The organism is Acinetobacter sp. UBA6720 (assembly GCF_002454215.1).
In the GTDB taxonomy this organism is placed as follows: Bacteria; Pseudomonadota; Gammaproteobacteria; order Pseudomonadales; family Moraxellaceae; genus Acinetobacter.
This window is the reverse complement of record NZ_DKIK01000177.1, coordinates 35201-53985: the sequence shown is the minus strand read 5'-3', so window position 1 is coordinate 53985 and position 18785 is coordinate 35201. Positions and strand designations below refer to the sequence as shown.

Here is an 18785-nt window from a genome sequence, read left to right as displayed (position 1 = left end):
CTTACGTATTAATATTCAAATCTTCTAATTGTTGGGATACTGTACAACCAAGTATGAAAAAGCTTGTTTTTTTAAAAAATCTTCGCTAGTATTCATTTCGCTTGAACTTGTTGATATATAACAAATTCAAGATATTAGGGCCTATAGCTCAGTTGGTTAGAGCAGCGGACTCATAATTCTATAATCTAATAAAAATAATGCAATCTCACGCAATATTACACAATCTGTATTTCCCTAAAACCCCTATATTCATTGCCTTATACGACACTTTGCAATATTACCCAATCTATTACAACACTACTCAATAATTCTGCGGTCTACTATCAGTCTACTTGGGAGTAGACCTGAGTAGACTTCAAATAAATTAAATTTTTCCCATTAATTTTGAAGGTGCATTGATTATCCACAGCTTTTAAATTTGAATTTATTTTAACCAAAATCTACAATCTTGAAATCTGTTACAGAAATCAAGTTTGGTTATGAGCGATATTAAAAATCATGGTGGTGTGAGACCGGGTGCGGGGCGAAAGCGTTCAGAGCTAACCACGCTTATTCGTGTGCCAAACTCTTCTGTTTTGGAAATCAAAGCCTTTCTCAAGAAGGCTAAAGCTGATCCTGAAATTGATCATATCCGACAAGTTGACCCTGTCACACACATGGCTATTCCTTTAGCCACAGAGCGCGTTCAAGCGGGTTTCCCTTCCCCCGCCCAAGATCATGTTGATAAGACTTTAGACCTCAATGAACACCTGATTAAGAATCCAGCAGCCACGTTTATTGTGCGTGTTAATTCACTTTCTCTCATCAATATTGGTATCGATATTGGTGACGAGTTGATTGTCGATCGTAGTCTTGAGGCAAAGCATTGGGACATCGTGATTGCACTGGTCGACAATGAGTTCACCGTAAAGCGTCTCATGTGTGAAGATGCTGGTGTGTGTTGGCTAAAAGCTGAAAATCCAGATTACGACGACATTCATTTTAGTGAAGGACAAGAGTTCATTATTTGGGGTGTCGTCACCCGTGTTCTTAAGAGCTTCAGATGAGAAGCGAAAACAAGATCTATGCCTTAATTGACGTGAACAATTGTTACGTCAGTTGTGAGCGTGTGTTCAATCCAAAGTTGAATAACAGACCGGTCATTGTGCTTTCAAACAATGACGGCTGTGCAGTTGCACGTTCACAGGAAGCTAAAGATCTTGGTATTAAAATGGGTGTTCCCCTATTCCAAATTAAAGACATTGTTGAAAAGCATAATGTCGAAGTGCTTTCGAGTAACTATAAAGTTTATGCTGAAATGTCTAAGCGCTTTCACAGCATCCTTGCTGAATATGTTGCACCAGGAGAGCATGAGATCTATTCGATTGATGAATGCTTTTTAGATCTAACCGCATATGAGTATAAATTCGATTTAACGGAATACGCGCAAGACATGCGCGAACGAATTGCAAAATGGATCGGCTTGCCTGTATCGGTTGGAATTGGTCGAAGTAAGACTGAAGCCAAGATTGCCAACCATATGGCCAAGAAAGCCAAACGCTTTTCTGGTGTCTGTAATTTGGTATCAATGGACCCAAAGCACAAGGATTACTTTTTTAGTTTGATTGATGTATCTGAGGTTTGGGGAGTCGGTCGACAGCACAGTAAAAAACTGCATACTATGGGTGTACATACCGTTCAGGATCTCACCCGAACCGAACCACGAAATATGAAAAGACTCTTTTCGATTGTTATGGCTAAAACGGTAGCTGAGCTGCAAGGTATTTCTTGCATCGAGATTGAACATGCCCCACCCGCTAAAAAACAAATCATCTCATCAAGGTCATTTGGTCAACGTGTAACGGATAAAGAATCTTTGTCTGAGGCAATGAGTGATTACCTGCAGTCAGCTGTTAAACGTCTACGTGAAGATAAAAGCTTATGTGGCTGCGTGATTGCTTTTGCTGAGTCTAATCCATTTGATAAGAACAAACCCTTTTATAAGAAATCAATCAGTGTGGGTTTTGCTGAGCCTACCGACTCTGCTGCAGTCATGAATAAAGCTGTGATGAAACAAATGAATGAACTGTTTCAAGAAGGTATTGAGTTTAAAAAGTGTGGTGTGATTTTAACGTGTATCGAGAATAAAGCGGCTTACATTCCTGACCTGCTCAGCGATGTTGAATCTATAGAACGAAATGAGAAGCTGCAGCTTGCAATGGAAGGTGTTAAGGGAAGGTTTGGGGATAAGAAGCTTGCGATTGGTCCATGCAAATTGCCGAACCGTGGCTGGTCGATGAGTCGCGGGAGTTTGACGAGAGATTATTTTAGTTGGGAAGGTATGTTGACTGTGGGTAGCGATATTTTATAGTTAATAAAAATAAACTTTAATAACCCCTTATGTAAGTAAAAAGTTAAAGACTAAAAAAGAAACCATGAAAGAGTTAAAATCACGGTTTCTTGTATACCTTCAAATGCTTTGCGTAATTTAAATGTTTAAAATAGAGGCTATTTCGCGTGATCCTCATTAAATTTTAAAAAGCTTTCAAGTAGTTGATAAAGTTGAGATCCAACATGCTCTGTGGGATAGCGATAATTTGGGTCACTTATACTTTGTTCAATTAACTTGGCTTGTTTTATTGCAAATGCGATTTTCTCTTTACTAAAGAACTCCGATGGAAGTGCCTTTGTTTTATCATAAGCCAAACCTTCCCCTAGATAGGTTTTAAATAGAAAGTCCAAGTAACTTTCGCAAAATTGTACTTTGATCTTTTTTCTTTTCTTTCTGATATAAAAAATAGGATTATTCAAAAGGGAATCTTTTATGGGTTGAATTAATGATTCAACTTGTACGAGGTGCATAATAAACCATACTTCTAAACAAGATGAAGAAACTGAAAACTTATAATTATGGCTTAAGCACTCCTGTACAGCTTCTTCTAAATTCCTACCCCATTGATCCCTATCAACAATAATCCAACATTCGTCAATTTTCGGATTCAATCCTTCTTTTTTAACATTCTTCTTTAATGTCCTAAATACATTCTTTGGTGAACTATTATTTTTTTCCTCAGAAGGTCTTTCATAGTGAATAAACTTACATAACTCACCCACATCATTCAGCTGCTGGAAGTACTGAACTTCAGTAACTTGCCCCTCACAAGCAATATAAAAAAACTTATTTGGCTCTTTATATTTTTCAGTTCGAATGATTGGCTCAAAACTACGACTCATTTAACATTACTTCCTATTTCTGAAAGATTTGGAATGCCATCAAATCGACCATTAAGATAACTTTTTCTTAATTCCTTATCAAACCTCTGATTATATTCAGAAAGAGAATGTAAATTTGAAGCTCCATTTTTAGCTTTTGAAATAAACCATACTTCATCGCGTCTTAAAAGTTCTTGATCTAGTAAAGCGGATTCATGTGTTGCTAAAATCAATTGACTATAATTATTTTCAGAAATATTAATATAAAATTTAATCAATGCATGTACTAAATTAGGATGTAAACTTCTTTCGATTTCATCTACTATGACCACGTTACCGCCTTGCATTGTTGATAAAATAATAGGTATTAAATCAAATAGTCTTTTTGTACCATCAGATTCTTCATCTGAAGTATCAAAATCAATATATTTTTCTATTCCATCAACTTTTCTTTGAGTAACTAATTTGAAGAATTTTATTTCATCATTTTCTTTATTAACTAGAACAAGCTCTCCTTTCATCTTATCACTAATAGATGCTGTATTTTTTTCACTACCTTTTTTTAATAAAGACGCAATAACTTTATCTAAAAATTGATCAGGGAATGGTAAATTCTCTTTTTTGATTTCTTTAAAGACAATTTTATCAATTCCTGTATCTAAGGCATTTAAGAATTTTGCAAAAACATCTCTAAAGTCTGAGTTTCTATTTAACTCATGTTGAATGCCTTCTGTTGCTTTAGAAGTTGGATAAATGATTGTAAGCGCATTGCTAAACCAATCGTAAATATTCTTCATGTGAACTAAGCCAGAAGACTCATTTGTAAAGTTAAATTGATCAACCAAGCTAATTAAAAGCGAATCTTCTTTATATGATTCAAATAAGTTTTTAGTCATTAGACTTTCATTATCAAACATGCTACCCAATTCAATATTGGATTTGATATCCTCAAATTTACGGTCAAAAATTTGCTCTGCTTTTCCATCTTTTGACTTTAATAAATATAGCCATTCCTCTGTAAATTTCACCGTATCAAAGGAAAAACCATAGATGTACATATTATCCTTATGGTGAATTTTGTACTCAAGGGTACTTATTGGATTTATATGCTCAACTAAACGGAATTTATTAGCCATTTTAGTGGTAAGGTCTGCTTCTTTAGTAACTAGACGTTTACCCAAATCAATAGCTTTAATAATATTAGACTTACCCGACGCATTAGCACCAAATAAAGTAGCTAATTTCAAAGTAGATATTTTATTAAAAGGTTCATTAACATGATTTTTTTTTAATCTTTCTTTGCCAGCTACCATTGAAAATGAAGACCTATCTTTAAAAGAGAGTAGGTTCTCAACAGAAAATTCTACTAGCATAAAATTTCACACACATACAGAATAATAAAATTATCATAACTACTTTTCGGGTGTAGTAAAAGTGATTTTTTCACATTAACAATAAAACCTGTACTTAAAGTACAATATCATCTCTTTTTTTAAGCAATCATTGATCTGGTTGTTATCAGCAAGTTTTCCAAATAGAATTTTCATTTGACGAGACCTCTCAATTCACACACTGCACACAAACAGTGACATGCACCTTTGTCGAAATCGAATGGGCTGTGCAGCCTGATAGCAGGATGCACAGCATTAAAGTTTTGATCATGATAGAAATAAAGCCTTTTCTTTACTTCGACGATTAACAAGCCCTTGCATACGTTTTCCACCCGCGTTCACCCATACATCGAACTGATCCGCAGCACCACGAATATCATTGGCATTCAGCTTTTTAACTAATGTTGATTTGCTAAAAGCACCCGTCCCAATGTTGTAGGCAAGTGAAACTAAGGCATCAAATTGATTTTGGTTCAGTGTCACCTCCACCGCATTATTTACAGCAGATTCAAATTTCTTTAAATCATGCGCCATGTATGCCTTAGCCTGTGCTTCGGTGCAGGTATCACCTTTCTTGACTTTAATGCCGTTGGGATAAACAGTGGTACCGAATCCAATCGTCCATACCCCCACTCCATCGTCATAGGCAGCAAGCCGCTTTCCCTCAAAGCCACAGATAAGATCCACACCAAAAAGACTAACCACCATTTGGTCGATCGCAAGGCCCAACATATCAGCCACTGTTGCAACTGTAGCTGTCGCAATCACTTTGTTGGCGGCATCAACTTGTTTTTGAGTAAGTGTTCCACCGCTGATCTTTCTTAAAAAATCGAAAATCTGTTTCATTTCACTTTCCTTCGAGTATTAAAAAAACCGCCCTAAGGCGGCATATCATTTGGTACGTTATTTCTTCAAATCTTCTCTGGCTTCTTTAAGCTCTTTAACTACTTCAATAATGGTCTTCCCTTCCTGTTTATTGATGAAGTTAAATGTCCACCGCACTACAGCCCAGCCTGGTAAGCCACATACAAAGAAGAATCCACCTAGGGCAATCATTCCCCAAATATCTGTTACCCACTCATGCAACCCCCATTTCACGATAATGAAAGCTCCACCAGTCAGACTTGATACAACCGTACAAATCAAACCCACTGCCCACTCTTGTGGTGAGCGTGGCAAACGCATCATGATGACAACTGTTGCAACAAGTGCTATCGCTAAAGTGACCATGATCGCTGCACCGTAGAACTTTAAAAACGCAGCAAAACCACTTGTGGACACTGGTTCCATTTATTTCTCCCTAATTTTTTGGCAATAAAAAAGCACCTTGGTAGGTGCTAGTAATTAATCAAGCATTAAGCATGTTGAATCGGTGATATCTGTGCGCAACTTAATATTTCAGCATCAGTTAAGGCTGCGTTATATATTGCTACTCGACTCATAAGCAACTTAAACCCTATCTGTTTTTCCCCAAACCCGACACTCATCGTATCTGTCAAAGGTGTGTTAACTGGACCTATTGAAGATTGTGTATAGACTTTTACACCATTGACGTAAACATTAAAACTTCCCTCAGAAGACGATGTATTTTGCGACTTGAATCGTACAGCAACATGCACTTTTTGCGCTGCATTACTAAATGCATAAGTAGTTGGTCTGAAATTAACTGCATTTTGACCGATTAAGATAAATCTACCAGCTCTATCCTGTGCTGAAGCATCACCAGCTTGAGTACCATTATTAAATCCCAATGAAAAACCTTTAGATGCTTCACCTAATTTAAAAAATTCTCCCCACAATGGTGTACCTGAATCTGGAATATTCAACCATGCCATAAATGTTAAATTAGTTCCGAGTGAAACAGTACCAGTTCTCTTACCAATCCACCGCTGTGTTGAATTTGTATGATTTGTCGCAGAACTCGGATTTTTAGTTGACTCAATAGAATCTTGATTACGCAAGACATTCGCGCTTGCTGTGAGATGTCTGCCATTCCCAGAGCTGTCATGAAAATCACCGCTTAACTCGTTTAACTTATAAAATGCAACTGGAAGCACCGACAATGATAGTTCTGGATCAAAATCCCTTTTTAAACTAACAGTCATTAACTGTGAAAATCTTTTAACGGCACCTTTAACAGATGCAATCATTATGTATGTCGGATCACCGGGCGGGTTTTCAAGAATATAGCTTAAACTTGTAATCCCACTCGCCCAAACACTCGGCAGAGTTGAAGATGTAAATGCAGTTGAGCTGGCATAAATCTCAAAAGACTCGTAGCCAATATCACAGGTCCAATTAAGAGTAATTCTAGACATTATCAAACTCCGCTGTTAGTTGTTCTGGTCTATAGAGATCCATATATTCAGCTATAAGGTTTTTAGGTTTTGAAAGATAATTTGGATCTGTTGTGGTTAGATAAACCTCGTCACTAATTATCTCTGTCTGCCCGTTTACAACACCCACACGATAAAAATAATCAAGATTGGGTTCCGTATTAAAGTCTTCATAGTACATCGTTGATGACGTACCAATCGGCTGCCCTAAGCTGTCTATAGCTGTTGAAATAGGGTTTCTATAAATATTGAAATAATCAAAGTGCCCAAATTGAGCAAACTCAAGTCTTATACCTGCCATCTCTATACCTCAATTTGAACCACATCACCGAGTGGTGCGAGTCGTTTGATTTCACCATCGGATACAAATACGGTTGCCCCCAAGTTATAACGTGTTGAGCTAGTCACTAAATTTAAGCCTGATCCACCCACCACCAACACTTTGTAATTGGGATGGTCCACACTGGTAATAGTTCCTACGAACTCTGCAGCTGTAGGCAGTAAATCAATTAAACGCTGTAATGCATTACTCACGATTGACACGCTCCACTTTCACGGTCTGATTGACCAATGCATGACTGAACGAGACACTGACACTATCTACAATGCCCCACCATTCCGCATTAAAGGCAAGCACTTCTCCTGGCACACATTCACCCACTTCAGGCGAAATCGGCATGCTGTAAGTATGGGTTTCGACCACCCCCGCTTTGGCAAGTTTAGCTTTGCCATAAGCGCCCATACTGACATGGTTAAACAATGGGTTGTTTTCAGGCTGAAGTAAGGTATCGGCACTGGTTCCAGTGCGTTTCACTTGAGCGACCAGTGCCTTTCGATCATTGGTCAGCGTGATGCCGTTGTAATCAGGATAGATCTGATAATCAGTCGACTGGCTCACTACTGCAGATTCAGGCAATAAGCGATCATATTCAGCAATCGACAACACATCCCAGAAGGTCTTTTTATACAGTGGCTTAATGGTCAGGGTATTGCTGCCCTTTTCGCTATAAATAAACCCACCGCCACTTTCAACCACTATTTTGATGGCATCAATCGGCGCCAAATTGGAATAACTCAGACATTCACGCTCAACGATCCAGCCCAGTGCATCTATCAGTTCCCAGTTCAACACCGTATCGCTAAACACACGATCAAACTCTGCTTGGCATAACTGGACTGAGGTTCGATCGTTCTCTTGTAAGAATGAGCGTAAAGGCGCTGTCGGTGCTGCCAGTAATGCCGTTTGACTGCGACCAATTAAGGTATAGGTATCTTGAGCAAATTTGCGAGAACGTCGGCGGTTCTCAAGTAGCATTTGATGCTCGTTGCCATTCACACTGATTTTGAGAATCACAGGTTGGCCATTAATCGGCTCAAGCTTGCCTATCTCAGATGCAGGTACGGTCAAACTATAGGACCAACACCAGCAACTTCGATCTGTACTGTAATTTCCATCCAGCACATTTATTTCCTCGCCATTGTCTAAGCGAGTCACAGATAAACTATTCAATATGTACCACCAATTACGATTCGGTATGCCAGGTATGCAATCATCTGCACCGAAGTTGAGTTCAACATTGTGCGAATCTATCTCATGGCAGAGGCATACAAAATTCAGATCACCTGTACCCTGATATTCAGGAATTTCAGGCTCTGGCCATGGTTCAATCGGATGCTTGCGATAATGAGTGGATTTGGCTTTATCCCATGGAATTTCGTCCTGCGTGACCAGCTCTAAGCCTTTATCCCAATCAAAGCTAAAGCGCTTTTCAAAGACATGCGCGACTTGGTGTGAAAACGAGATATTGCGCCGCTTTCGGATCATCTCTTGATGTGCCAATTCACGATTCAATCGAAGCTTGATTGGCTCATCAAAATACAAATCACGTGCAATGCGAATCTTGATATTTTCTTGCCAAAAGACCCTTTGGTTTCGACTGAGCTTTACACCTTGGTCAAAAGCTGAATGAATTGATTCGGATAAAGTTAAACCTCGTTCAAAGCCAATATCATTACCATGACCGATTACTAAACCCTGATCAAAAAAAAGAGCCTCATTTGAGACTCTTAAAATTGACTTCTGGAACGATATTCTTCTAACACTCAGCAGGGATTTACCCTTGTTAAATTGACTTCCAAACCCACGCTCAACGCCCAACTGATGATTAATATCTTGGAAGCCGGTTGATAGTGAATTAAGCCCACAATTTATATAAGCATCAACATAACCACTATTGTCTACAGGTTGAAGATTTAGGCCTGAGATTTCTACGATAAACCCAGTATTCAGTGTTGCTCTTAGGTAGTTTGCAACCAAATCAGGATCGTAAACAACATGAAGGTCGAATGGCGCAGTTAACGCACTTGGCTCAACAATATCAAGATAAGATGCTGTGAGCGAATACGGCTTATCATGTTCGTAATTGTCGCTCATAAAACACCTAAATCACTGGTTTTAAAATGATAGAATCAAGTCGCTGTGTAGCGCCCATCACAATATCGTAACTATTCAAAATAATATCTGTCCCCATGGCAAAATCAGCAACAGCATCACCATTTGCATTCAATAATCTCACCCACACCACTGTGCCGGTCTTAAGTGCAAGGACGTCATTGGTTGGTTTAAGCTCTATGCTGTCTTCATTCATGCGCTTAAAGCAGGGTTTGGGTAGTGTCAGTGTTGCAAGTTTTGTAGAGTCGTCCGCTGGACTTGAAACACTTTCAGGTTTTGCAGATTCATAATAAACAAAAGAAGCATTTCCGCTTCCCAAGTCAATAAAATCAGCCAGCGCTCGCAGTTGTGCAAGTCCAGCTTTCAGAGATGGTGTAATCATTTTGGCACCACATGGTCTTGAATGACTGCGTTGTATTGATTCATCGGGTCTTTTACTGCAACAGCATATTTAAAGCCAGTGACCAATCCGCTGAACTGGTATGTTCCATCTGGACCACTAAACGTCCTAGCGATCGTATTCATGTTATTTCTATCAAATAAAAAGATCAGGCAAGGATTTGTGACCACAACACCCTTCTTTTTCACGACGCCTTTAATACTAAGTGTTGAAAGACCATCTAAGCTGCCTTCAACTTTATTCCAAAATCTTATTTTGATATCTTGAGAAATTTGCATTACAAATCTCCTATTTTCAAAAAAACCTGCCCCTTTTCCCTGCTTCCAAATTCCGTATTAAGTGCAAGATAGATTTCATTTGCATCAATAAATTTTGAGTGATTAGGTGCTGGCAGGGCTTGGTAGACCCATCGAATAAATGGGAGCCGCCCTCTAAATACATTTTCTGTCCAAATATTAACGGGGCAATAAATCAACTGCCCAAGATTGGCGGCAGATTGTGCAACATTGGACTGCCCGGATGTTGATAGTCTATCTACTGATGCAACTCCATAGCTGTTTACTGCTGAATTTGCGAGATTTCGACTGAGACATAAACAATCTGAAATTCTACTATTTGATAAACCAGCGTAGCTTGCTCTTTCATTGGTTACCCAATTTACAGTCTGATTGTAAATGTGTGCTGCTAAGTAATCATTAAATGCATCCCCATCAAAAAAACTCTGATATTTCCCAAAACCATAAATACTGTAGCCGTGATTTTCTGACAAACCTGTTCTCACAGCTAAAATAAATGAATCAGTATTTCCGATAACGTAATATGCCCGCGCCCCATTTTGCGGTGAATAAACGTCACTGGCATTTGGATCTGATAAAGAAGTACCATCGGTATTCGAGTAAAAACTATAAAACCATTTTGCCCAGCCATTTTTTGCATTCACACCGCTGTCAGTGCCTGTCCAATTTTTAGTTGGGTTTGCAGGGTCAAACGGAGCTTGCACTGCAAGCATTGTATTGATATCAGTCATATCCTCAACAATGCCTACTTTGGCATATTTGGCATAAGCAGCCGAATATGCAGGATCCAACTCATCTACCACACGTAAAAACGGTCGACTAAGTAGCAACGTATTCTTAGTTCGGTAGGCTGCTTTCCCACCTCCCGCATCATTCACACTATTGAACGGCTTTTCCCAACCCAGTGGAGGTAGTGATGCAGTCATTGACCCAGTGGCTGTTTTTACGCTTGGTGCGCTTTCAAGCTGAAAAGTCACACTCGTTGCAGTTGGCACTGTTAAAATCCGATGCTCGCCGTTGTATTCAGCTTGATTCGCACCGGCGATTTTCAGCACCTGGTATTGCATGAGGTTGTGAGCAGTACCAAATACCGCTGTAACAATTGTGCCAACTGTGGTTAAAGACGAAATAGCCCCTAAACCAATCCCATTCACTAAGCATGAATCCAAAACACCAATCATTGAACCATAGGTATTTTGCAGTTGTGGCGCATTATTTGTATGCGCAAAATATTTAATATCTGTATTTGCAACCATTGTTCGTCACCCATAAAAAGACCGCCGAAGCGGTCATATTAGAATTAAAGATTAAGCAACCCGATCAATGTCACCACGCAGCATGATTTGAAATGAGTCGGATAGTACGGTTGGTTCTGATTGCTTCACCGTACGAATCACCCAGATCGGATGATTGGTTGCGATCGTATTAAAACGCAAGGTGTTTCCGCTCGCCCAACCACTACCCCAACCCTCCTTTTTGATGGTGAAGTACGGTGCACTGGTGACTGGATTCATTGGTAAACAATCCTCATTCGTCACACCTGTTCCAATTTGCCCAGAATATTCACCGATAATTCGGAATGAGGTATTCCCCGTGAATACAATTGCCCAGCGCTCCTGAATATTGCCTTTATTTGTGACTTTGATTGGATACAGTGTGTCGTTGTAATTGGCCGATATGGCAGCACCAACCGCCTCATCTTTCCAAAGATTATCCCAAGTTGACTGCACAAACTTTCGAGTGTAACGCGCTTGCATATCACCAATTACCAACACAGAGCCTACAATCGTATTGGCTGGATCATAGTTATGTGTCAATGGCTTGGTAAAAGTGACTTGACCATTGATTTTGACATCACGAACTAACCCCATATCCTGATAGCGGTACTTGGCTGTGAGTGGTCCAGTCAGATTACCTAAAGCAAAATCACCGTTTAAAGTCACTTTGCCGTAGTCATAGTCCACTGTGTACATATCAAATGGAATTTTGATGCCATCAACATCATCAAGTTCGCACCAACTGATCCGCGCATCATTCAATGGATAGGTCTGGCCTGCCACATAATCTGGCAATTCCTGCGATTTACTTGCACTCACAATCCCAATTTCACCCGAACGGAAAATGGGGACTCGACCATCAATCGGCAAACGCACTGCAGACAAACCCAGTAATTCAGCATCAATCGGGATATAGCTATAACCCACTGCGCTGTATTTGATAGTTTCAGGCAAGACCATGATGGGCTTGTGAATCCACTGTTTGCCATCCTTGCTATATTCCAGCTCAGCCACATACCAATCTTGCGCCATAATTTCAGCACGATTTGCTGTTGTGATAACTACTTTTTCACGAAACACAAACTGGCCATAGCCTTGATCAAAGTTAAAGAAACCATCACAGTCTACGGTATCAATGGTACCCGAACCATCAGGGGTGATATTCAATACCCCACCTTCTACCTTGGTTGCAGACAAAGTTAAGGACTGCGCTCGAATTGGAATCATCGGTGCACGGTAGGAAACTTGGTTGGTCTGCACGCTTTCTAGTTGCGTCACCAAAGTCTCTAAGGTCGGATTATTCGCCCCACCTACATCCCATGCAGATAGCTCTACAGCGCCATTACCATAATGGATCTGACCTGCCACTGTTCCCGCACCCGTAGTCACTGATGGATTGCGGTAAAGCGATCCAAGTTTATCCACATAAGTTGAGCTGGCTAAGGTAAAGCGAACCGAGCTGGCAAGAATCTGCTCAGCAAAGCCTTCAGTTAAATCCGTTTTTAAGATAGAGCCGATTACTGTATCCGACCAAGTCGCAGCGCTGGAACTGTCTCGATAAGACACGCTCACCGTTACTGCAGTTGCAACTTCATTCAGACTCAGGGTGTAGCTCTCCGGTGTATTTTTATACTTGATTGTTGCTCCAAGCATGCCTGCTGCAATCGCCTCTGCACTGGTGTTGTACTGACCATAATAAGGTTGCACGATTTTCTCGCGCTCGATCGTCTCAAGTGTAGTGCTGGGGGTAATATTCATCGTGCGCGATGCATAGTTAATGGTGCCTTGTTGCTGACCTTCACCATTAAATAGGCGTCCAGTAGTAGCATCAACTGGCATATCATGCAGTTCAACCTCCCCTGTGTAACTCATGTACTTCACAGGAACTCGCACTTTCACAGACTTGGGGATCAGGGCTGCTGAGCCATTATCCAGTTCAACTGTAATTGATCCACCAGAAGGTATTGCCGTGAGGCTAACAACGGACTTGGCACCTTTCTGGCCTGATACATTGAATGTAGTACCACCATTCGGCAACAAAGTTGGCATTAACTTGGCCACACCGTCCGCATAATCAATGGTGCCAGTTGCATCACCAGTAAATTGGCCTTGTCCATTATCGGTTGCGGTTTTAGCAATACCATTCAGCAACCAACCTACAGTCAATGTTCCCGCCACAATCGAATCATTTACAGGGATCTCGATATAGGCTTTATTAATGGTTAATCCTGATCTCTCTTGAGCCGTGATCATATTGCTCCACGTCATCAGGATTGCGCTGCCGACATCGGCAAGTTCACCCGTGGTAAGTGCCATGGTGCCTGTATCATAATCAATACTTCCCGATCCAAATGAAGAGTCAGAGCCTTTTAATTGCCCTGCGCCATTGTCTCGAAGCGTATAGACTTGGTTCTGAACCAAGTACGACACTTGCAGACTACCCGGAGATGGTAACGGGACCAAGTTGCGGATCCAGTTAAAACCGATGTTCTCCTGATTCACATAAATTAGCTCGGATTCAACGGGAGCTGTCACCGCAGCCGCTGGCAGGAAACTAATCGTTAGATTGGTTGTACCGGTTCCAGCATTGGCATTCCACACAATCGAACCGTTTTGATAGTTGATTGTGCCGATTGAAGTACCAGCAGCATTTTTAAGTTCACCCCCTACGTCAGTAATCGCGGAACCAAACAACGTGAATTCCACCGATTTCGGCATGATGGATGAGCCGAGATATAACCCGAGCACCGTATTGATGGTGACATTGCTAAACGCCTTAGTTAACACATCATCTTTAGCTTTCACCAGGGCCACAGAATCACCCGCAGCATTGATATTCACCATCGGGGTTTCAGTCTGCGCTGAGGGAACCAACTGCGTATAGACATCCTCTGCAACCACAGAATAATCACCGACATGTGCAGCTTCTTTGAGATTGGCACTGGAGTAGTACTTACCCGTATCTGCAACAATGGTGTCACGAATGATGGTGGTGCTCTTTTCACCGCTATACCATTGCTTCGCCGACAGACCCACAAAATCGGCTTTCAATGCATCACTGAGGCCATAAGTGGCAATCTTGTATTCAACCTGCTTACCATCCACAATCATGATTGCAGTACGTGTCGATACCTCAGTGATACGTAGGTATTGCTCAATCTCTAAGGTTTTACCTTCATTTGAGATCAGCACAATCGACTTTCCGATCGCTAACTCTGTTTCCTGGGTAAACATAGCCACCTGAAGTGACTTCATACCTTTCCAGTGTGTGTCTAACGGTGTACCTGCAATCTGTGCGCCTTTGGCATTATAGTTTTCAATGCGGTTCTGCGCTTCTTTACGCTCATCAGTCCAGCTGTCTGTACTGAATAACACGGCGGACACATTGGGATCTTGCGCATTCTGCGAGATAAATACCGTCGCACCCATCAATGCATCGGTATCCGCTGTATCGACTGCAGCATAAATCTTTTGGATAGAAGTACGACCCGTGGTGCGATCAAGTTCTGAAATATCATTGAACAGGTTATTACTTTCACCGTCGACAATTTCACGGCCTGAGTATTTCCCTCCACCATCCTCAGCATCTGTGCGAATGCGTTCTGACTCAAGGAGCTTTAAATTATTGGTTTCAATTGTCATCGCTTACCTCAATGAATCGCATGGTGACGTTAAAATAAGTATCAAGTGATGTTGCTGGAGTGCCTTTGACTGTAGAGCTTTCCAGCGCACCGTCTTTATGATTCCAAATCACATTGAACTCTCGTTGATCATGTGGCCACTCAAACTGAAGCGTGAATTGCTCTTGCAGGTTTTGCCACGCACGAAGCGTGTTCAGATCACGCAGCTTGATCCAACCTTTGGTTTTATTCGCTGGCTGCAATGTGATTGGTCGCCCTGCTTGCTTGCGCCCCTCTTGGATAATCAAGGCTCCACTGATTGCATATTCTTGGTTCTGCTCGATCTCAGACCAGTTTTCATCAGACCAAAAAAAACCATCCTCGATTTGGATGGTTTCCGATGTTGTTTTACGCATTAATTGCATTACGATCTTCCTTTAATTGCTTCGAGTTCTCGCATCATTTCCTCAAGAGCTGTGGCTTGATCGGGTGCTGCTGATACTGTCGCTGTCTGCCCAGTTCCCATATCAATTTTGATTTCCACACTTTGCTTTGTCTCCATACCTTCCATTGGTTGAAAATCAAAACCGCTTGCAATAAGTGGAGCATCAGGCACGGCGGAAATTTGCTGAGTTGAATCACTACCATTTGACAGCAATGAAGCATTACCACCACTCGAACCACGTGCTTGTGATTTTGCATTCATTGCATCTGTACGCGCTTTCATCTTGGCTTTGAAATCATCCCAATGATCGTTTGTGGCTTGTTGTTCAGGGCTTATTTCAGGCTGGTCTTGTATGGTAGATTGGCTCACTTGACTCACACTACGCTGAGTCTCGATTGCTGCTTGCTGGATCTCTCCAAGTTTGGTAACCGTGGCTTTGCCTGTGGCGTCTAGTTGGACTTGTAGTCCAAGACTTGCCGCTTTTGCCTGAGCAACAGCAATCTTGGCCTTATCACCAGTCGCTATGGTTGAATCAAGCATCAACTTGTAAGCTTGCTGAATACCATCTGCAGTCGCTTGGCCACTTTTGCTAATCACATCAAAATTAGCCTGAGCCGATTGTGCAGCTGAATCCAACTGTTCTTGGGTTTTAACCCCCATGGCATTGAATGCAGCCTGAGCTGGGTTTAGAATTTCAGGAAGTTGACCAACTTTTTGTTCAATTTTGCTTAAACCAAGTGCTACCTGCTCACCGGTAATTAAGCCCTGCTTTCCATATTCAACAAGTTTGCCTTTAGCATAATCAAGCTCAGCACCCGTCTGAGCTGTGTCTATTGCATTGTTGAGATTTGCGCTCAACGCCAGCCCAGTATCAACACCCTGAGCCTTATAGGTATCCAAGTTATCAATAACTATTTTAACGTCATTGCTCGCAGATTGGAAAGTGCTTGAAAACGAGCCTTTGAGTTGCTGAGTTTCTAAACCTGTTCGCCCTAATGCAGCTTTCGTTACCGCTTCTGTGACTGCGGCAGATTTTGCAGCTTCTTGTGCAGTACCAGCAAAGGCAGCTTTGGCATTGGTTTGGAAGACAATAAGATCCTTACCACTCAATGCCTTTGCTAATTCAGCCTGCATCTGTTCAGCAGTAATTTTTCCTTGTTCTCGAAGAAGGTTAAGAGTCGTTACAGCATCATTGATTCCCTTGGTTGAATCAAATTTCATAGCACCAGAAATTTTATCTAGGGCCTCTTTGGTTGGTGCTCCTTTCTTGATTAGCTCATCGAACTCTATTACAAGCTTCTTTGACTCTGCTGTGAGTTGGTAGGTTTTATCACGCGCCTTGTCCGCGGCATCAGCAAAGGATTTTTTTACCTCCGCTACAGCTTTTGTTCGCGCCTCTTCATTCGCTAGCTGAAACTCAAGTTTTTCGGATGCTGAAATAGTGTCCGTGTATTTCAGCTTTACACCACTAGCAGATTTCTCTAGGTTATCAAAAGCAATAGTTGCCTTTTCAACTCCCTTAGCAACCCCCTCACCAATAGCTGTACCAACTGGCATAAACACTGTTGGTATCAATACACCAATAGCTGTTACTGCAACACCAAGAGCCCCTAGTCGACCAATCAAAGCCATGATCCCGCCACTAGCCCCCCCAGTTGCTGTAGTTATAGCTGTCACACCTGATGCCGCTTGAGCCCCAGCAACCGCTACACCCTGTTTGGCTACGGTAGCTGCTCGAGTGGCTACTGCGTTAGCAATCTGGGCTAGTGTATTAGCAACTACTGATGCGGTTTCCTGGATAATAGCAACTTGAGCCGCCTTTACACCTGCAGCCTTATCAAGAAATACGTTAGCAATATTTAGTGCTTTATAGGCTATAAATGCCTGAGCGGCCAGTGTGAGTGTTGAGACAATTTGATCGAGGTTTTCTGATACGAACTTAATTGCATTTGCAACTTTTTCACTTGCTCCTGTTGCCGCATCCGCTTCCCCTATATATAACACCCATGCATTTTTTAGGTTTACTATTGCTTGCCCGATAGTGACAGGCATTCTACCAAATTCTTCATTCAGTGTTTTTGATTGGCTTTCAAGTGCTTTGATGAGTACATCAGATGTAAGTTTGCCCTCATTTGCCATGGCACGTAGCTTACCAATATTCACACCTAAGCCATCAGCAAGAGCTCTCGCCAAACGTGGAGCTTGCTCCATGACGCTGTTGAATTCTTCACCACGAAGAACTCCTGATTGTAAGGCTTGGTTAAATTGATAAATAGCAGCCTCATTGGATGCTGCAAGACCACCACCAACAATCAGTGATTTATTAACTAAATCCGTTATTCCTAAAGCTCGTTCCTGCGAATAACCCAGCTGGTCGGTTGCACTTTTAACCCGTGTAAATAACTCTGCAGTAGCAGTGAGATTGGAGCGAGTTTCAATTGCAATATTTTTTACACCTTCAAAAGCTTCTGCGAAGTTCCCACTTTTAGAGGTTGCAAGATCAATCCTTGCTTCTAAAACCTTAAATTCATCAGCAGTTCGGCCAATATCCATTAAGGACATGCCAATTCCAAGTGTAGCCATTGCACTAGTTAATGCTGTATAGCCAGTTTTTAAGCCTTGAATCTCCCCACTAACTTGCTTAACAAGCGCCTCATTTTTTTGGAGTTCTGCATTTGTTTGACCTAATTCAGCATCCAGCTTGCTTAATTCAGGTGTAATAAGGCTTAGTTCTGATTTGAATGTGCTAAATGCCTGATCAGCTTGTTTGACCTCTTTTTCTAACAAGTCGATCTGTTGTTGAGCAATTCGAACATCTTCGGGTGTGGCTTTAGTCTTTGAAAACTCTTCGAGTTTAGTTTTTGCAGTAGCTAAGTTTGCTTTAAGAAGATTTAACGATCGTACGGAGTCGACACTAAACTTTTCAAAACTATCTGAGGTACCCAATACACTAGTACCGGTACTTTTAATAATTTCCGTAGCTTCATTAAGCGATTTAATTAAAGTTGCTGCACGCTCACTGGCATTTTTTGGAATGATGCTCCCAATTTCTACGCCCGTGTTTTTGGCTGTATTTGCCACATCCTGTAGTTCACTACCAAGTTCGCCCAACTCACCTTTTACTTGTTCAGCTTTCTTTGATAAGTCTGTTGGTATGATTTTACCAATCTCTTTTGCGGTTTCAGCGCTTGTTTGCTTTAATCGCTCAGCTTCACTTTCAATGGTTTCAAAAACCTTTTTGGTAACACTTTCGGATTGCTTAGCGGCAGCAACAAGCCCCTTGCTATCACCATCCATGATGAGTTTAAAAGTTAGATTTTTTGACATGACTTGCCCTTAATTTTTAGATATAAAAAAGCCCACATACGTGGGCATC

16 protein-coding genes are annotated in these 18785 nt (G+C 41.3%); 2 read left to right on the top strand and 14 right to left on the bottom strand.

The window, feature by feature from the left end:
- Positions 1-479 precede the first annotated feature (479 nt).
- Together B4F08_RS15065 and B4F08_RS15060 are read left to right on the top strand one after the other, a co-directional pair.
- Positions 480-1046, top strand: coding sequence for a LexA family protein (locus tag B4F08_RS15065; RefSeq protein ID WP_291375132.1), 567 nt, complete (start codon positions 480-482; stop codon positions 1044-1046).
- Positions 1043-2350: a Y-family DNA polymerase gene (locus B4F08_RS15060; protein ID WP_291375130.1), complete on the top strand. Its 1308-nt coding sequence runs from the start codon at positions 1043-1045 to the stop codon at positions 2348-2350. The genes B4F08_RS15065 and B4F08_RS15060 overlap by 4 nt, the downstream gene beginning before the upstream one ends.
- A 137-nt stretch (positions 2351-2487) precedes the next feature.
- Here the strand turns inward: B4F08_RS15060 and B4F08_RS15055 are convergent, their stop codons facing one another.
- The 14 genes from B4F08_RS15055 to B4F08_RS14990 form a co-directional block, all read right to left on the bottom strand.
- Positions 2488-3213, bottom strand: a complete 726-nt coding sequence (locus B4F08_RS15055; RefSeq protein WP_291375128.1) for an RloB family protein — start codon at positions 3211-3213, stop codon at positions 2488-2490.
- The gene (locus B4F08_RS15050) at positions 3210-4565 is read right to left on the bottom strand and encodes an AAA family ATPase (protein WP_291375126.1); all 1356 of its coding nucleotides are present in this window, start codon (positions 4563-4565) and stop codon (positions 3210-3212) included. Before B4F08_RS15050 ends, B4F08_RS15055 begins: the two co-directional genes overlap by 4 nt.
- A gap of 285 nt (positions 4566-4850) precedes the next feature.
- Positions 4851-5429, bottom strand: a complete 579-nt coding sequence (locus tag B4F08_RS15045; RefSeq protein ID WP_291375124.1) for a lysozyme — start codon at positions 5427-5429, stop codon at positions 4851-4853.
- A 57-nt stretch (positions 5430-5486) separates the two neighbouring features.
- Positions 5487-5873: a hypothetical protein gene (locus tag B4F08_RS15040; protein WP_004980415.1), complete on the bottom strand. Its 387-nt coding sequence runs from the start codon at positions 5871-5873 to the stop codon at positions 5487-5489.
- A 65-nt stretch (positions 5874-5938) separates the two neighbouring features.
- Positions 5939-6901 carry a LamG-like jellyroll fold domain-containing protein gene (locus B4F08_RS15035; RefSeq protein ID WP_291375122.1) on the bottom strand — a complete coding sequence of 321 codons (963 nt, stop codon included), beginning with the start codon at positions 6899-6901 and terminating at the stop codon, positions 5939-5941.
- The gene (locus B4F08_RS15030; RefSeq protein WP_291375121.1) at positions 6894-7220 is read right to left on the bottom strand and encodes a hypothetical protein; all 327 of its coding nucleotides are present in this window, start codon (positions 7218-7220) and stop codon (positions 6894-6896) included. The genes B4F08_RS15035 and B4F08_RS15030 overlap by 8 nt, the downstream gene beginning before the upstream one ends.
- 2 nt (positions 7221-7222) lie before the next feature.
- Positions 7223-7453, bottom strand: coding sequence for a hypothetical protein (locus B4F08_RS15025; RefSeq protein ID WP_291375120.1), 231 nt, complete (start codon positions 7451-7453; stop codon positions 7223-7225).
- Positions 7446-9353, bottom strand: a complete 1908-nt coding sequence (locus B4F08_RS15020; protein ID WP_291375119.1) for a hypothetical protein — start codon at positions 9351-9353, stop codon at positions 7446-7448. The genes B4F08_RS15025 and B4F08_RS15020 overlap by 8 nt, the downstream gene beginning before the upstream one ends.
- Before the next feature lie 7 nt (positions 9354-9360).
- On the bottom strand, positions 9361-9753 hold the full coding sequence (locus B4F08_RS15015; protein ID WP_291375118.1) for a hypothetical protein: 393 nt from the start codon (positions 9751-9753) through the stop codon (positions 9361-9363).
- Positions 9750-10049, bottom strand: a complete 300-nt coding sequence (locus tag B4F08_RS15010; protein WP_291375117.1) for a hypothetical protein — start codon at positions 10047-10049, stop codon at positions 9750-9752. Before B4F08_RS15010 ends, B4F08_RS15015 begins: the two co-directional genes overlap by 4 nt.
- Positions 10049-11323, bottom strand: a complete 1275-nt coding sequence (locus B4F08_RS15005; RefSeq protein WP_291375116.1) for a hypothetical protein — start codon at positions 11321-11323, stop codon at positions 10049-10051. The genes B4F08_RS15010 and B4F08_RS15005 overlap by 1 nt, the downstream gene beginning before the upstream one ends.
- Before the next feature lie 51 nt (positions 11324-11374).
- Complete coding sequence (locus B4F08_RS15000) at positions 11375-14986, bottom strand: hypothetical protein (protein ID WP_291375115.1); 3612 nt, start codon at positions 14984-14986, stop codon at positions 11375-11377.
- Complete coding sequence (locus B4F08_RS14995) at positions 14976-15389, bottom strand: hypothetical protein (RefSeq protein WP_291375114.1); 414 nt, start codon at positions 15387-15389, stop codon at positions 14976-14978. The genes B4F08_RS15000 and B4F08_RS14995 overlap by 11 nt, the downstream gene beginning before the upstream one ends.
- Positions 15389-18736 carry a tape measure protein gene (locus tag B4F08_RS14990; protein ID WP_291375113.1) on the bottom strand — a complete coding sequence of 1116 codons (3348 nt, stop codon included), beginning with the start codon at positions 18734-18736 and terminating at the stop codon, positions 15389-15391. The genes B4F08_RS14995 and B4F08_RS14990 overlap by 1 nt, the downstream gene beginning before the upstream one ends.
- Positions 18737-18785: the final 49 nt, after the last annotated feature.

Bases quoted from the DNA above. Each gene is read 5' to 3' on its own strand.
- B4F08_RS15065 (WP_291375132.1), top strand. From the start codon at position 480: ATGAGCGATATTAAAAATCATGGTGGTGTGAGACCGGGTGCGGGGCGA.
- B4F08_RS15060 (WP_291375130.1), top strand. From the start codon at position 1,043: ATGAGAAGCGAAAACAAGATCTATGCCTTAATTGACGTGAACAATTGT.
- B4F08_RS15055 (WP_291375128.1), bottom strand. From the start codon at position 3,213: ATGAGTCGTAGTTTTGAGCCAATCATTCGAACTGAAAAATATAAAGAG.
- B4F08_RS15050 (WP_291375126.1), bottom strand. From the start codon at position 4,565: ATGCTAGTAGAATTTTCTGTTGAGAACCTACTCTCTTTTAAAGATAGG.
- B4F08_RS15045 (WP_291375124.1), bottom strand. From the start codon at position 5,429: ATGAAACAGATTTTCGATTTTTTAAGAAAGATCAGCGGTGGAACACTT.
- B4F08_RS15040 (WP_004980415.1), bottom strand. From the start codon at position 5,873: ATGGAACCAGTGTCCACAAGTGGTTTTGCTGCGTTTTTAAAGTTCTAC.
- B4F08_RS15035 (WP_291375122.1), bottom strand. From the start codon at position 6,901: ATGTCTAGAATTACTCTTAATTGGACCTGTGATATTGGCTACGAGTCT.
- B4F08_RS15030 (WP_291375121.1), bottom strand. From the start codon at position 7,220: ATGGCAGGTATAAGACTTGAGTTTGCTCAATTTGGGCACTTTGATTAT.
- B4F08_RS15020 (WP_291375119.1), bottom strand. From the start codon at position 9,353: ATGAGCGACAATTACGAACATGATAAGCCGTATTCGCTCACAGCATCT.
- B4F08_RS15015 (WP_291375118.1), bottom strand. From the start codon at position 9,753: ATGATTACACCATCTCTGAAAGCTGGACTTGCACAACTGCGAGCGCTG.
- B4F08_RS15010 (WP_291375117.1), bottom strand. From the start codon at position 10,049: ATGCAAATTTCTCAAGATATCAAAATAAGATTTTGGAATAAAGTTGAA.
- B4F08_RS15005 (WP_291375116.1), bottom strand. From the start codon at position 11,323: ATGGTTGCAAATACAGATATTAAATATTTTGCGCATACAAATAATGCG.
- B4F08_RS15000 (WP_291375115.1), bottom strand. From the start codon at position 14,986: ATGACAATTGAAACCAATAATTTAAAGCTCCTTGAGTCAGAACGCATT.
- B4F08_RS14995 (WP_291375114.1), bottom strand. From the start codon at position 15,389: ATGCAATTAATGCGTAAAACAACATCGGAAACCATCCAAATCGAGGAT.
- B4F08_RS14990 (WP_291375113.1), bottom strand. From the start codon at position 18,736: ATGTCAAAAAATCTAACTTTTAAACTCATCATGGATGGTGATAGCAAG.